The sequence below is a fragment of the uncultured Mailhella sp. genome (assembly GCF_944324995.1).
In the GTDB taxonomy this organism is placed as follows: Bacteria; Desulfobacterota; Desulfovibrionia; order Desulfovibrionales; family Desulfovibrionaceae; genus Mailhella.
The window spans coordinates 16002-30164 of the sequence record NZ_CALUYL010000033.1 but is presented as its reverse complement, the minus strand read 5'-3'; the positions used below and the strand labels follow the sequence as shown (position 1 = coordinate 30164).

Sequence of the window (14163 nt, the reverse complement as noted above, 5' to 3'; positions counted from 1 at the left end):
GCATTTCCCGAATCTTTTCCTTGCGTCTTTTTCCCCGGAACCGGGAACAGCACTCCCCTCCGACTCCCACTGACAAGCCTGCCTCCCCCCATAAATGAAAGTTTTAGGAAGGAGGATGGGGGCGCGGGGGAAGGAGGAAAGCCCTTTTTCAAAAGGGGTTCCTCCGGTTCGTACTCCCACATAGCGTTGACGGAAGGAGGGGCTTCATCATTGCAGCAGCTTTTCCGCCCTTTTTCCCGCCGCAAAAGGCCGCGGCCTCCCTCATGTTGCCGCGTTTTGACGGACGAAAGCAGGATGGGAGCGCCGGGGAGACGAGTGTGGCGGCGTGAGACGGGCGTTTTGAGCGGAGAAAAGAACATCGGGAACGACGTTTTCCTGTCTTCATCACGCCCCAGGCATTATTTCTCCGGCGGCCTTTCCCGCACCTTTTCCTTGCGTCTTTTTCCCCGGAACCGGGAACAGCACTCCCCTCCGACTCCCCCTGACAAGCCTGCCCCCCCCCACAAATAAAAGTTTTAGGAAGGAGGATGGGGGCGCGGGAGAAGGAGGAAAGCCCTTTTTCAAAAGGGTTTCCTCCTTCTCCCGCATCTCTCCCCCTCTCTCTTCAAAAAAAGCCTCCGGTTTTGGGCCGGAGGCTTTGGGGGTTAGTGATTTTGTTTACGCAGGTAAGCGGGGCTGTCGTCTTCTTCTATGGTGAAGTCTTCGGCCGGTTCCTGGTATTGTTTGGCGCGTTCCTGGTATCGCAGGTAGGTGGGGATATCGGTATCGTCCTGCGGGTATTCGCTGTAGAGCTTGGGTCTGGCGAGGATTTCGTGCGGATCGCGGGTATGGCGCGGGCGGGTGGGGTAGCCCTGAACCACGGGGGGCACGTTCTGGTCGTGGCCGCCGTTCATGGTGACCACGGTGCCCGTGCCGGTCTTGTTGGGCTTTTCGGCTTCGGGTTCGATGCCGGTGGCGATGACGGTGATGCGGATTTCTTCGCCGCAGCTTTCATCGAGCGACATGGCGACCACGATTTCGGGATCTTCGCCGTTGGCGCCCCGGGCGGCCTCTTCGATGTAGGACGCGGCGGAGCTGAATTCGTCCATGCCGATGTCCTCATTGGCGGTGATGTTGACCAGCATGGCCTTGCATCCCGTGATGGAGAGGTCTTCGAGCAGGGGGCTGGTGATGGCGCGCTTGGCGGCGTCGAGGGCGCGGTTGTCGCCCGAGGCGCGGCCTTCGCCCATGAGGGCCATGCCCTGGCGGCTCATGACGGTGCGCACGTCGGCGAAGTCGGCGTTGATGAGACCGGGCTTCGTGATGAGGTCGGTCACGCCGCGCACGGCGTCGTAGAGCACGTCGTCGGCCTTTTTGAGCATTTCGGTGACTTTGGCGTTCTTGGGCGCGATGGCGAGCAGGCGGTCGTTGGGAATGATGACCAGGCTGTCCACGTGCTGCTTGAGCTCTTCAATGCCCTTGAGGGCGGCTTTCATGCGCTTTTCGCCTTCAAAGCGGAAGGGCTTGGTGACCACGCCCACGGTGAGCACGCCTTTTTCCTTGGCCACCTTGGCGATGACGGGAGCCGCGCCGGTGCCGGTGCCGCCGCCCATGCCCGCGGTGACGAACACCATGTCGGCGCCGTCGATGACCTTGCGGATGTCTTCCACGCTTTCCTCGGCGGCGGCCTGTCCGACTTCGGGCTTGGCGCCGGCGCCGAGACCCCTCGTGAGTTCCTTGCCGAGCTGGATGTGCTCTTCGGCGAGGGAACGGGAGAGTGCCTGCATATCGGTGTTGGCGCAGATGAAGGACACGCCTTCGAGGCGGGAGTTGATCATGTTCTGCACGGCGTTTCCGCCGCCGCCGCCCACGCCTATGACCTTGATCTTTGCGGCCTGTTCTGTATCGGGAACCATATCGTCCATAATAGCATGTCTCCGGGTGTTCGACAGATTAACGAATATCTCCGAACCAGCGCTTCATGCGTTCCCACACCCCGTGGAACAGGCTGGATTCGGCAGCGGAAGAGGGGGCGCTCGCAAAACGCACGGGAGCGTCTTCATTTTCCTTTTCCGCCCCATAGAAAAGCAGGCCTACGGCCGTGGCGAACTTGGGGTTGTTGATGACGTCCTTCAGGCCGCCCACGTTGCGGGGATATCCCAGCCGGGTGGGGAGCTGGAAGATTTCTTCCGCAAGTTCCGCACAGCCGGGAATGAGTGCCGCGCCGCCCGTGAGAACGACGCCCGCGCCAAGCTGCCGCTTGAGCCCGGAATGTTCCAGCTCCTGATACACAAGCGCAAGGATTTCCTCCATGCGCGGTTCGCATATTTCCGCAAGGACGCGGCGTTCCACCGTGCGGGAAGGCCGCCCTCCCACGCCCGGCACTTCGATGGTCTCGTCGGGACGGACCATTTCGGTGAGGGCGCAGCCGTATTTGATTTTTATCTTGTCGGCCGCGGAAATGGAAGTGCGCAGGCCGAAAGCGATGTCGCTGGTGAGATTGTTGCCGCCGAGCGCCACGGCGCCGGTGTGCTTGATGGCGTTGTTGGTGAAGATGGCGATGTCGCTGGTGCCGCCGCCGATGTCCACGATGGCGACGCCGATTTCCCGTTCTTCCTCGGTGAGCACCGACTTCGAGGACGCCAGGGATTCGAGCACGATGTCGGAGACGTCAAGATCGCTTCTGTTGCAGGAGCGGATGATGTTCTGCGCGGACGTGACCGCGCCGGTGACGATATGCACGTTGGCTTCGAGGCGCACGCCGGACATGCCGATGGGATTGGCGATGCCGCGCTGTTCGTCCACGATGTAGCCCTGGGGCAGAATGTGGATGACTTCGCGATCCATGGGGATGGCCACGGCCTTGGCGGCGTCGAGCACGCGATCGACGTCATGCTGGGTGACTTCGCCGCCGCCCTTGATGGCGATGACGCCGTGACTGTTCACGCCCTTGATGTGGCTGCCCGCGATGCCCGCGTACACCGACTTGATTTCGCATCCGGCCATGAGTTCGGCCTCCTCCACGGCCTTGCGGATGGACTGTACCGTCTGATCGATGTTGACCACCACGCCCTTGCGCAGGCCGTTGGAGGGACTCGTGCCTATCCCGATGATATCTATTCCGTTTTCGGAGGGTTCGCCGACAACGGCGCAGATTTTTGTCGTGCCTATGTCAAGGCCGACGATGAGTTCGGATTTTGGCATTGATAAGCTCCCCATGACCTGAGCATACCTGTGAAAGGAGATGCCTCGTTTAAATATAGACTTGAAAAAAGCAGCACAAAAATGACGAATTGTCCAGCATTTTTTTGCCGGATAACCAGTCTGCCGCAAGGCGTCGGAGGCTCTTGGAGCCTGCGTTCCGTTATGGTGGAAAAGGGGGGTTATTCCTGGTCTGCGGCCTTTGTCATCCACACCTGCCCGTCGGCTGCGCGGATGCTGGTGACCATGACGGTTTCCTTCCTTTTTTCAATGTCCGTAACCACCGAAGCGATGCGTCTGAGATTGTCCTTCCAGTTCTCGACGCCGATACTCAGACGGAGCCTTCGCGTTTCCCAGTACAGTTCAAAGCCTCCGCCCGCGCTCAATCGTATCCATGAAATCTGTGATATGTCAAAGGGAAAACCCGCGTGCCGAAACTCTTCCACGAACTCGGCCACCATGGGCAGGGCTTCGTCGCCGCCGGGGCCTATTTCCAGCACGGGCAGGGAACGGAAATTGTCCGCAGACACGGGCGCGATGATTTCGCCGGCGGCGTTGATGTAATAGAGAGTGTTGTCCTTGCGGGCGCAGAACAGCGGCACGCGCTCCTTCACGGTGATGGTGAACGAGCCCGGCAGCTCGCGCCGGATGGATACATTTTCGATCCACGGATTGTCCACGAGCTTCTGTTCGGCTTCGTGAACGTTCACAAGAAGGCTGTTTTCGCCCTTGCGCAGTCCGCAGGCGTTGAGAATGTCTTCGGTCTTCACCTGCGAGTTGCCGGTGACGCGTATGCTTGTGACGGCGAAATAGTCGCTGGTGGTGCAGAAGTTGTAGGCCTTGACGAGGCCGAGGCCCGCGCCGAAAAAGAAGAGTCCCACCAGGGCGAGGGCGAGCACGACGCGAAGCGCGAGAAGCACGCCGCGGGAGCTCACATGCACGGCGGGCAGACGGAGCTTTGACCGGCGCGATGATTTTTTGGCGGGTGCGGCGCTTTTGCGGCGGTTGCCGCCGGATTTCTTTGCGCGCGAAGGCGCTTCCGACACGCTTTTTCGGCGCTGCGAATAGGAATTGCGGCGGGAGTGATTGCCGTTCAGCAGGGACATGACGACCACTCCTTGACTTCCATGACGAGTTCCACGCCGAATTTTTCACGCACGGCGCGCTGCGCCTCGCGGATGAGAAAAAGCGCGTCCTCGCAGAGGCCGGGCACGCCGCACTTCATGTCGTGGGCGAGAAAGTTGGCGTGCATGGGCGAAAAGAACATGGCTCCGCGCCTTCTGCCCTTCATGCCCGCCGCGTCGAGCAGGCGTCCGGCGGACTGTCCTTCGGGGTTCTGGAACACGCAGCCCGCCGTGTGCTCGTGTACGGGCTGCCCGCTTTTCTTGCGCAGAAAGTTTTCCTTCATGGCGGCGCGTACGCTGCCGGGCTTGGCCCTGCGCAGGGAAAGCGTGACGGACACGCTCATGTACCACGCGCACGGTTCCACAAGGGAAAAGTGCCGGTAGGCGGCCTTCCAGCCTTCGGGGGAAAGCGTGTGCAGGCCCTTTTCCGGGGTGAACACGTCGAGCGAGCGCATGAGCGGCGCGGTGCTGCACCCGTAGGCTCCGGCGTTCATGGCCACGGCTCCGCCGAGGCGGCCGGGCACGCCCACCAGACCTTCGAGTCCCGCAAGATCGCGCGCCGCGCACCAGGCGAGAAGATGCGGAACCCGCATGCCGGAGCCCGCGCGGATGAGCACGCGTCTGCCGTCCGGGCCGTCCTCTTCGCCGAGAATGTCGGGTTCGGCGGGCCGCCCGTCGGGCCCCTTGGCCCCGAAGAGCGGACGCAGCACCGTAAACGGCAGATCGCCGTCGTGAACAAGCAGATTGCTCCCGCCGCCGAGCACGCGCACAAAGCCCCCGGCGGCGGCAAGCGCCTCAGGCAGGCGCAGGCAGTCTTCCGGGTTGTCGAGGCGTATTTCCGCAAGGGCGCGGCCGCCTATGCCCAGGGTGGTGAGCGGAGCGAGGGCAGGTCTGTCTATGATGTTCACGCCATGTTCTCCAGCACTCGCGGCCCCACGGTGGTCACGCTGCCCGCGCCCTGGGTGATGAGCACGTCGCCGGGACGAAGTTCGGTCTTGAGCGCTTCCACCACTTCGTCGAAGTTGGGCTTGTAGCACACGTCGGTCTTGGAGAACTGACGGATGCCGAGCGCGAGGTTCACGCCGTTCACGCCGGGAATGGGCGCTTCGCTCGCGGGATAGATTTCGGTGAGATAGAGCTTGTCCACGTTGCCGAAGGTCTGGCAGAATTCGCCGAACAGGGCCTGCGTGCGGGAGAAGCGGTGCGGCTGGAACACCATGACGAGACGGCGGCCCGGGAACACCTGACGCGCGGTGCGGATGGTGGCCTGGATTTCCGTGGGATGATGGCCGTAGTCGTCGATGACGGTGACGCCGTTCTTTTCGCCCTTGAGCTCGAAGCGGCGGCCCACGCCGGAGAAGGCGGCCAGACCTTCGACGCACTTTTCGGGCGCGATGCCGGCCTGAAGGGCCACGCCGATGGCGGCAAGGGCGTTCAGGATGTTGTGGCGTCCGGGCTGGGCGAGGGTGACGTTGGAAAGCAGTTTCTTTTCGCCGTCGCGGCCGCGCAGCCACACGTCGAAGCGGTTCACGGCGCCGCATTCGAGAATTTCGCCGCGGATGCGGCAGTCGCGTCCGAAGCCGTAGGTCACGAAGGGGCGCTTGATGCGGGGAATGAGACGGCGCACGCCGGGATCGTCGGCGCAGATGACGTTCATGCCGTAGAAGGGCACCTTGTTCATGAAGGCGACGAAGGCGTCGTCGATGGCGTCCTGGGTGCCGTAGTGATCGATGTGGTCGTAATCCACGTTGGTGACCACGTTGATGATGGGGAACAGGCACAGGAAAGAGCCGTCGGATTCGTCGGATTCGGCGATGAGGTATTCGCCCTGACCGAGGTGACCGTTGGAACGGTAGGCGTTGAGCAGACCGCCGATGATGACCGTGGGATCGAGACCGGCGGCGTCGAAGATGGCGGCGGTGAGGGAGGTCGTGGTGGTCTTGCCGTGGGTTCCGGCCACGGCGATGCCCGTGCGCAGACGCATGAGTTCGGCGAGCATTTCTGCGCGGGGGATCACCGGGATGCCGCGTTCGCGGGCGGCCTGCACTTCGGGGTTGTAGTCGGAAACGGCGGAGGAGCGCACCACCACCTGCGCGTCGCCGAGGTTTTCGGCGGCGTGACCGAGGTGAATCACCGCGCCGAGGCTGCGCAGACGCTGCACCGTGGCGCTGTTGGCAAGGTCGGAGCCGTGAACGCTGTAGCCGAGGTTGAGGAGCACTTCGGCGATGCCGCTCATGCCGGAGCCGCCTATGCCTATCATGTGAATGGCGCGAATCTTGTTGTTCATGAATATCCCGGATTATTTGGAGGTGTCGCCCGCGAGGGCCAGAAGTTGCGCGGCCACGGCGTCGGCGGCGTCGGGGCGGGCCAGGGAGAGCGCGCCCTTGCGCATGGCGGCAAGACGCGCTTCGTCGTTGAGCAGATCAATGAGCATGGGGGCGAGCCTGCCTTCCGCGGCGAGCTTTTCGGCGTCCTTCTGGGGCAGCAGCACGGCTCCGCCCGCTTCCTGCATGGCGCGGGCGTTGCTGGTCTGATGATCGTGCGCGGCGAAGGGGAAGGGAATGAACACCGCGGGCGTGCCCGTGGCGGCAAGTTCCGCCATGCTGGTGGCTCCCGCGCGGCAGAGCGCGAGATCGCATTCGGCGTAGGCCTTTGCCATGTCGTGAATGAAGGGGTGAACGATGCGGTCGGTTTCCTCGGCGGATATGCCCGCTTCGAGGTAGCGGCGGCGCACGTCGTCGTATTCGTTCGCGCCGGTCTGATGCAGAAGGTCGATGCCCGCCTTTCGCAGCTCGGGCAGCATGGATATCACCATGTTGTTGATGGCGCGGGCTCCCTGCGAGCCGCCCATGACGAGAAGACGCGGGGAGGCGTGCCTTTCGCGTTCGGCCGATCCGAGGGCCGCGATGCCGCCGCGGATGGGATTGCCCGTGAGCACGCAGACCTCGTGGGGAAAGCTGGCGCCCACGGCGGGCTGATCCCAGGAGAGGCACACGCGATCGACGAGCCTGCCGAGAATGCGGTTGGCCGCGCCGGCGATGGCGTTCTGTTCGTGCAGGGCGCAGGGGCGGTGCATGAGACGGGCGGCGAGCACGGCGGCGAAGCCTGCGTATCCGCCGAAGCCCATGACGGCGTCGGGGTTGAAGCGCCGCACGATGCCCATGGCGCGCAGCACGCCGAGGCTCATGGCGGCCATGGCGGAAACGGCCTTCAGGCCGCGGCCGATGAAGCCGCGCACGGGCAGGCCTTCAAAGCGCACGCCGGCGCGCTGCACGAGATCGCGTTCGGGGCCGTATTCGCCGCCCACGAAGAGAACTTCGACGTCGGGTCTGCGCTTTTTGAGCGCTTCGATGACGGCGAGCGCGGGGAAGATGTGACCGCCCGTGCCGCCGGTGGTGATGATGATGCGAAGAGCCATGCTTACTCCCGAGCGGTTCGCGAATAGTTGAGCAGCAGACCGGCGCAGATCATGTTTGCAAGCAGGCTGCTGCCGCCGTAGCTGATGAAGGGCATGGCAATGCCCTTGGGGGGAACATTGCCGAGAATGACGGCCATGTTGAGCAGGAAGCTCAGCGCGATGATGAGCGTGAGCCCGTAGGCGGAGAGCCTGTCGCGCAGATTTCTCTGACCGAGCACCACACGATAGCAGCGATAGAAGAAGAGCGCAAACAGCACCATGACCACGGTGATGCCCACGAATCCGGTTTCTTCGCCGATGACGGACATGATGAAGTCGTTGTGGGCTTCGGGCAGATAGACGGTTTTCTGAATGCTGCCGCCGAGCCCCACGCCGAAGATGCCGCCGGATCCCAGGGCAAGCAGGCTCTGGACGATCTGATAGCCGGAGCCGCGGGCGTTGGCGAAGGGCTCGAGATAGGCGGTCCATCGGGCCCAGCGGTAGGGCTCCACGATGATGAGGGCGACGACGAGCACGGCGGCGAGAATGAGCACCATGACGAGATAGCCGCCTCTGGTGCCGCCGCCGAGGCACATGAAGAAGAGGATGGCCAGCATGATGATGGTGCCGCCGAGGTCGGGCTGCATGAGCAGCAGAAGGCACATGACGAGGGTGATGAGCGTGGGCGGCAGCAGGCCGCGGCTGAATTCGCGGATCATGGCCTGCTTGGAGCTCATGAAGTAGGCCAGATACATGACGAGCGCAACGCGGGCGAATTCCATGGGCTGCACCATCATGAAGTGGAAGTCGAGCCAGCGCTGAGCGCCGTTGATTCTGGGGCCGATGACGGGGCAGAGGGCGAGCAGCACGAGCACCACGCCTATGCCCCAGTAGTGCAGCTTGTTGATGAACCAGCGCGGCAGCCAGCAGATGAGGGCCACGAACACGCCGCCGAGCAGCATGGTCTGGAGCTGACGGTGGAAGAAGTGATAGGATTCGTTGTAGGTGCGCTGACTGATGGGGCCGCTTGCGGAGAGCACGGCCACAAGACCCACGCACAGCAGCAGAAGCAGCAGTGCGAGCAGCCACCAGTCCACCGGCCCGGGGGGCAGGGTCTGTTCGGGCGCGGGCTGTTTTTTCTTGCGCAGGTTCATGCCTTTTCTTCCCGCAGGGCGTTCACCAGGGCGCGGAAGTGATTGCCGCGCTCGATGTAGTTCTTGTACTGATCGTAGCTGGAAGTGGCGGGGGCGAGCAGCACGGCGTCGCCTTGCTGCGCGATGCCGCGGGCGCGGGCAAGGGCGAGATCCATGGTTTCGTCCCAGGTGACGGGAACCACGTCCTTCCACGCGGGCTCGAAGTGCTCGCGCGAGGCTCCGTAAAGGGCCACGGCGCGCACGTGTTCCTTGATGAGCGGGCGCATGCCTTCCACGTCGCCGCCCTTGAACTTGCCGCCGGCAAGCAGCACCACGGGCCTGTCGAAGGCGCGAAGCGCCACCTTGAGCGCTTCGATGGTGGTGCATTTGGAATCGTTCACGTACTGCACGCCGTCTATGTCGGCGATGTGCTCAAGACGGTGGGCGATGGGCGTGAATTCGCGCATGGCGCGGGCGGCTTCCTCGCGGGTGACGCCGAAGATGGAGGCGGCCATGAAGGCGGCTTCGGCGTTGCTCTGGTTGTGCGCGCCGATGAGGCGGGTGTCCGGGAAGAGGCGGGCGCCGGGCGTGAGGAATGCCACGCGGGCCTTCATGCCGTATTCGCCGGGCAGGCGGGAGAGCGAGGGCGAAAGAATGGCCGTGTCGCTTTCGGTCTGCCGGGCGAAGAGGTTCATTTTGGCGTCGGTGTATTCCTTCATGTCCTTGTGGAAGTCGAGATGATTCTCGGAAATGTTGAGCAGAATGCCCACGCGCGGATGCAGGGTGCTGCACGTCTGAAGCTGGAAGCTGGAGAGCTCCAGCACGACGACGTCGGCCTTCGGTTCGCCGCGGCGTCTGCCGAGCACGTATTCGGAGAGGGGCACGCCGATGTTGCCGCCCGTGAACACGCGCAGACCGTGGGCTTCGAGCATGGCGGAACAGAGGCTCGTGGTGGTGGTCTTGCCGCTCGTGCCGGTGACGCCGATCACGGGCTCGCCGTCGAGCAGCCGCCAGGCAAGTTCGGTTTCGGCCATGATTTCGGCCTTCGAGCCGTCTTCGCGCACGGGCAGGAGAGGCTCGATCACGGCCTTTGCCGCAGCGGGGCTCGGAATGACGAGATCCACGCCCTCAAAGTAGGCGGGAGCGTGTTCTCCGCCGAAGACGGGCACATGGTTTTCATCAAGCCAGGCGGAAAAATCCGCAGGCATCTGATCCGGCTTCTTTTCGAGCAGGCGCACGTCCGCGCCGAGTTCGCGCAGCAGACGGACGGCGGCGCGACCGCTTCTGCCTGCGCCTATGACGGCGACGCGGCGATGAGAAAGATCAAGAGGACTCATGACGGCATTCCTCAGCGGAGTTTGAGAACGGAAAGGGATATGATGGCGAGAAGCACGGAAATGATCCAGAACCGGACGATGATCTTGGATTCCGGCAGCGGATGATCTCCCTTCTGGAAATGATGATGCAGCGGCGTCATGCGGAAAAGACGCCTGCCGTGGGTGGCCTTGAAAAAGCCGACCTGCATGATGACGGACACGGTTTCCATGACGAACACGCCGCCGGCCACCACGAGAATGAGTTCCTGCTTGCAGAGCACGGCAAGAAAGCCGAGCACGCCGCCGAGGCTGAGGGAGCCCACGTCGCCCATGAAGACCTGAGCGGGGAAGCAGTTGAACCACAGAAATCCGAGGCCCGCGCCCATGAGGGCGCAGCACAGCACGGTGACTTCGCCGACTCCCGGCACGGCGGGCACCTGCAGATACTGGGCGAAACTCGCGTGGCCCGCCACATAAATGAAGATGGCATAGACCATGAAGCACATGACCGCGGGCAGAATGGCCAGACCGTCGAGGCCGTCGGTGAGGTTGACGGCGTTCGAGGAGGCGATGAGCACCACCACGGCGAAGACCACGTAGAACACGCCGAGATCGGGCATGAACTGCTTGAAGAAGGGCACGGAAAGGCGGCTGGAATAGGCGGGTTCCATGAGCAGCAGGCTGATGGCGGCCACGGATACCACGATGAGGCCGAGCATTTTGGCGCGGGGGGAGAGTCCCTTGTTCTCATGGTGGCGTATTTTGGTGTAGTCGTCCACAAAGCCGACCACGCCGAAGCCCACGAACACGAGCAGGGTGAGCCAGATGTACACGTTGGAGAGATCGGCCCACAGAAGCGTGGAGAAGATGACCCCGGCCATGATGAGCAGTCCGCCCATGGTGGGGGTTCCGGCCTTGGCCTGATGCTCGGGCACGTAGGAGAGAATGGGCTGTCCCACCTTGAGGGCCGTGAGCTTTTTCAGAAACCACGGGCCCGTGATGATGGTGAACAGCAGCGCGAAGATGAGCGCCCCGGCGGAACGGAACGTGATGTAGCGGAACACGTTCAGCAGGGAGATGTCCTGACTGAAGGGCACAAGAAGGTTATAGAGCATGGGATTTCTCTTCCGTGAAGAGGGTTACGAGACGTTCCATCCGGTTGACCCGCGAGCCCTTGAAGAGCACGAGGCCGTTTCTGCCGTCGCGACGGCCGTCCTCCCAGCGCCGGAGTGCGGGCAGAAAGTCCTCGGGCTTCGGCACGTCGGCAAAGAAGCCCGCAAAGCGTTCCTCATCGAGTCCTTCCTTCACTTCTTCGGCGTGCTCGCCGGTCCAGAACACGGCCGCGCATCCGGCGCGGGCCAGGGTGCGGCCCAGGGTTCTGTGTTCGGCGGCGGCCACGTCGCCGAGTTCTCCCATGGCGCCCATGACGCACACGAAGGTCCGGCCTTTGGCAAGTTCTGCCGCGGCCTCGATCATGCGGGAGGCGGAAAGGGGATTGGCGTTGTACGTGTCGTCGATGACGGTCCAGCCGGGCACGTCGAGTCTGGCAAAGCGCTGGGCGGGGAAGGGCGCGCTTTCCACGCCCTTGCGGATCTCCTCGGCGCTCAGCCCGAACAGACGGGCCGCAGCCGCCGCGGCAATGATGTTTTCCGCGGCGTAGGGGCCGGAAAGGGCGCAGGAAACGTCGAGCTCCTCGCCGTCAAGCCAGAGACGGTAGTTCCCCCGGACCTTTTCGTCAAGCCCGAGGTAGCCTGCGCGGAACGGCACCGGCTTGCCCTTGGTGGAAAAGAACACCGCGTCGGGCCGCAGGGCGCGCGCCTCGCGCACGAGGTCTTCGTAGTCGGCGCTCACGAGGGCGAGGCCGCCCTTTCTGATGTGCGCAAGCAGGCGCGACTTGTAGTAGGCCGTGCCCTTGCCGCCGAGCCCGAGCGCGTGCCCCGGCCCCACGTTGAGAATGATCGCGAGATCCGGCTCCATGATCGGGCCGAGTTCGTCCATGTCGTTCGGATGGCTGATGCCCGCTTCCATGACCCAGAACATTTCGTCGCCGTCGGCGGCCATCATGGAGATGGGCATGCCTATCTGCGAGTTGAGGTTCATGCGGTTTCTGGCGGTCTTGCCGCGCATGGAAAGAATGTGCGCCAGCAGCTCCTTGGTGGTGGTCTTGCCCGCCGTGCCGGTGATGCCCGCCACGCGGCCCGCAAAGGATGCGCGCCAGGCGTGACCTATGCGTCCGAGCGCCTGCACGCTGTTGTCCACGAGCAGCACGGGGGCTGCGGGCTCGCCGTGAAAGGGATCGCGTTCGGCAAGCACGGCGGCCGCTCCGGCCTTCACGGCCGCGGCGGCAAAGTCGTGACCGTCCGCCCGTTCGCCGACAATGGCCACGAACAGGTCGCCTTCCTTCACTTCGCGGTTGTCGGAACAGGCGCCGCGCAGCAGAACGTCGGCGGAATTGAGCACCTTGGCATGGGCGGCTTCTGCGGCCGCCTCCAGCGTCATCAGCACGAGACAAGCTCCTTGAGTATTTCCTGATCACTGAAGTGATGTTTCACGGTTCCGATGATCTGATAGTTTTCATGTCCCTTGCCCGCCACGAGCAGGGCGTCGCCGGGCTTGAGCAGGCTTACGGCCAGTTCCAGCGCCTTGCGGCGGTCGCTTTCGCGATGCACTTCCTTCGCGCCTTCGAGGCCGGGCATGATGTCGTCGATGATGCGCTCGGGATCTTCGGTGCGCGGATTGTCGGAGGTCACGATGGCGATGTCGGAAAGTTCCGCCACGGCGCGGCCCATGGGCGCGCGCTTGGTGCGGTCTCTGTCGCCGCCGCAGCCGAACACCGTGATGATGCGGTTGAAGCGCGCGTGGGCGAGGGTCTTGAGCACGTTGGTCAGAGCGTCGGGGGTGTGGGCGTAGTCCACGAAAATGCCGGTTCCCGAGCCGGGCAGCCAGGGCTTGTCCGCGCCGGGTACGGGAATGCGTTCCAGGCGTCCCGGCACGCCCATGAAGCCTTCAAGGCAGGCGAGATCCTCCACGGAGAAGCCCAGCGAAAGCGCAAGGCCGCACACCGTGGAAAGGTTGCTCGCGTTGTGCAGGCCGATGAGCGGACTGTGCATTTCCCAGTCGAGGCGCTCGTCGCGGTTTTTTTGCCAGTAGAAATGCAGGGAAAGCCCTTCGGTGTCGGCGCGGCGCACGTCGGCGAGCAGGAAGGGACGTCCGGCAAGGGGCGTGCGCAGACCGAAGCCGAGAGCCTGCGGAAATTCTTCGAGCAGCCGGTGACCGTAGGGATCGTCGTTGTTCACGACCATGACCTTGTCCTTCTTCGGCGCGTCGGCAAAGAGGGCGCGCTTGGCGAGGAAGTAGTTTTCCATGGTCTTGTGGTAGTCGAGATGATCCTGCGTGAGATTGGTGAAGGCCGCGGCGCTGAAGTTGATGCCCGCAATGCGCTTCTGATCGATGGAATGGGACGAGACCTCCATGATGGCGGCCTTGACGCCGGCGTCGCGCATGGCGGCGAGGGAGCGGTGCAGGGTGAGGCAGCCGGGCGTGGTGAGGGGCGCGGGCTCGTCGTGACCGGGCCAGCGGTAGCTGATGGTGCCCATGACGCCCACGGGAAGGCCGTGCGAACGGTACAGGTGTTCGAGCAGATAGGCGCAGGTGGTCTTGCCGTTGGTTCCCGTGACGGCGATGACCGGAAAGTCGAGATTTTCGGTGCCGAAGCGGGCCGCGGCAAGAATGCCGAGCTGGGCGCGCACGTCGGAAACGAGCAGCCAGGCATGATTTCTGTCGCCGCGCAGATTGAGCTTCATGCGTTCCACGGTGCGCTCGGAAGCCACGATGGCCCAGGCCCCCTTTTCCAGCGCCATGCGGATGTGGCTTGCGGTCTTGCTGCGTTCCCCGGGAACGGCGGGGGGAAGGGCCACGAAGACATCGCCTTCGGCGACGAGACGGGAATCGGTCTGAATGGTGCGGAGTTGTTTACGAAGCTCGTCGCAGAGCTGGGCAGAGGTTACGCGCAT

The 14163-nt window shown here is 63.5% G+C and carries 11 protein-coding genes; all 11 read right to left on the bottom strand.

The annotated features are described in order from the left end of the window. Window positions 1–644 precede the first annotated feature (644 nt). The 11 genes from ftsZ to Q0K02_RS11515 all read right to left on the bottom strand — a co-directional run bounded on the left by ftsZ (window position 645) and on the right by Q0K02_RS11515 (window position 14163). Window positions 645–1904 carry a cell division protein FtsZ gene (gene ftsZ / locus Q0K02_RS11565; protein ID WP_294489041.1) on the bottom strand — a complete coding sequence of 420 codons (1260 nt, stop codon included), beginning with the start codon at window positions 1902–1904 and terminating at the stop codon, window positions 645–647. A gap of 28 nt (window positions 1905–1932) precedes the next feature. Then, window positions 1933–3183: a cell division protein FtsA gene (gene ftsA, locus Q0K02_RS11560; RefSeq protein ID WP_294489039.1), complete on the bottom strand. Its 1251-nt coding sequence runs from the start codon at window positions 3181–3183 to the stop codon at window positions 1933–1935. Window positions 3184–3362: 179 nt separating this feature from the next. Continuing rightward, the gene (locus Q0K02_RS11555) at window positions 3363–4286 is read right to left on the bottom strand and encodes an FtsQ-type POTRA domain-containing protein (RefSeq protein ID WP_294489036.1); all 924 of its coding nucleotides are present in this window, start codon (window positions 4284–4286) and stop codon (window positions 3363–3365) included. Continuing rightward, window positions 4274–5212, bottom strand: coding sequence for an FAD-binding protein (locus Q0K02_RS11550; protein WP_294489031.1), 939 nt, complete (start codon window positions 5210–5212; stop codon window positions 4274–4276). The genes Q0K02_RS11555 and Q0K02_RS11550 overlap by 13 nt, the downstream gene beginning before the upstream one ends. Next, window positions 5209–6591, bottom strand: coding sequence for a UDP-N-acetylmuramate--L-alanine ligase (murC, locus tag Q0K02_RS11545; protein WP_294489029.1), 1383 nt, complete (start codon window positions 6589–6591; stop codon window positions 5209–5211). The genes Q0K02_RS11550 and murC overlap by 4 nt, the downstream gene beginning before the upstream one ends. 12 nt (window positions 6592–6603) lie before the next feature. Continuing rightward, window positions 6604–7722 (bottom strand): undecaprenyldiphospho-muramoylpentapeptide beta-N-acetylglucosaminyltransferase, encoded by a 1119-nt coding sequence (murG, locus tag Q0K02_RS11540; protein WP_294489026.1) that lies wholly within the window; start codon window positions 7720–7722, stop codon window positions 6604–6606. Window positions 7723–7724: 2 nt separating this feature from the next. Then, entirely contained in the window at window positions 7725–8855 is a 1131-nt protein-coding gene (gene ftsW, locus Q0K02_RS11535) for a putative lipid II flippase FtsW (RefSeq protein ID WP_294489023.1), read from the bottom strand. Beyond that, entirely contained in the window at window positions 8852–10171 is a 1320-nt protein-coding gene (gene murD, locus Q0K02_RS11530; RefSeq protein ID WP_294489020.1) for a UDP-N-acetylmuramoyl-L-alanine--D-glutamate ligase, read from the bottom strand. Before murD ends, ftsW begins: the two co-directional genes overlap by 4 nt. Before the next feature lie 11 nt (window positions 10172–10182). Continuing rightward, window positions 10183–11265 carry a phospho-N-acetylmuramoyl-pentapeptide-transferase gene (gene mraY, locus Q0K02_RS11525; protein WP_294489017.1) on the bottom strand — a complete coding sequence of 361 codons (1083 nt, stop codon included), beginning with the start codon at window positions 11263–11265 and terminating at the stop codon, window positions 10183–10185. Further along, a complete protein-coding gene (gene murF, locus Q0K02_RS11520) occupies window positions 11255–12649 on the bottom strand; it encodes a UDP-N-acetylmuramoyl-tripeptide--D-alanyl-D-alanine ligase (protein ID WP_294489047.1) in 1395 nt (464 codons plus the stop codon). The genes mraY and murF overlap by 11 nt, the downstream gene beginning before the upstream one ends. Continuing rightward, the gene (locus tag Q0K02_RS11515; RefSeq protein WP_294489014.1) at window positions 12649–14163 is read right to left on the bottom strand and encodes a UDP-N-acetylmuramoyl-L-alanyl-D-glutamate--2,6-diaminopimelate ligase; all 1515 of its coding nucleotides are present in this window, start codon (window positions 14161–14163) and stop codon (window positions 12649–12651) included. Before Q0K02_RS11515 ends, murF begins: the two co-directional genes overlap by 1 nt.

Excerpts from the sequence above, each read along its gene's own strand:
- ftsZ (WP_294489041.1), bottom strand. The coding sequence starts at position 1,904 with ATGGACGATATGGTTCCCGATACAGAACAGGCCGCAAAGATCAAGGTC.
- ftsA (WP_294489039.1), bottom strand. The coding sequence starts at position 3,183 with ATGCCAAAATCCGAACTCATCGTCGGCCTTGACATAGGCACGACAAAA.
- Q0K02_RS11555 (WP_294489036.1), bottom strand. The coding sequence starts at position 4,286 with ATGTCCCTGCTGAACGGCAATCACTCCCGCCGCAATTCCTATTCGCAG.
- murC (WP_294489029.1), bottom strand. The coding sequence starts at position 6,591 with ATGAACAACAAGATTCGCGCCATTCACATGATAGGCATAGGCGGCTCC.
- murG (WP_294489026.1), bottom strand. The coding sequence starts at position 7,722 with ATGGCTCTTCGCATCATCATCACCACCGGCGGCACGGGCGGTCACATC.
- ftsW (WP_294489023.1), bottom strand. The coding sequence starts at position 8,855 with ATGAACCTGCGCAAGAAAAAACAGCCCGCGCCCGAACAGACCCTGCCC.
- murD (WP_294489020.1), bottom strand. The coding sequence starts at position 10,171 with ATGAGTCCTCTTGATCTTTCTCATCGCCGCGTCGCCGTCATAGGCGCA.
- mraY (WP_294489017.1), bottom strand. The coding sequence starts at position 11,265 with ATGCTCTATAACCTTCTTGTGCCCTTCAGTCAGGACATCTCCCTGCTG.
- murF (WP_294489047.1), bottom strand. The coding sequence starts at position 12,649 with ATGACGCTGGAGGCGGCCGCAGAAGCCGCCCATGCCAAGGTGCTCAAT.
- Q0K02_RS11515 (WP_294489014.1), bottom strand. The coding sequence starts at position 14,163 with ATGCGCGTAACCTCTGCCCAGCTCTGCGACGAGCTTCGTAAACAACTC.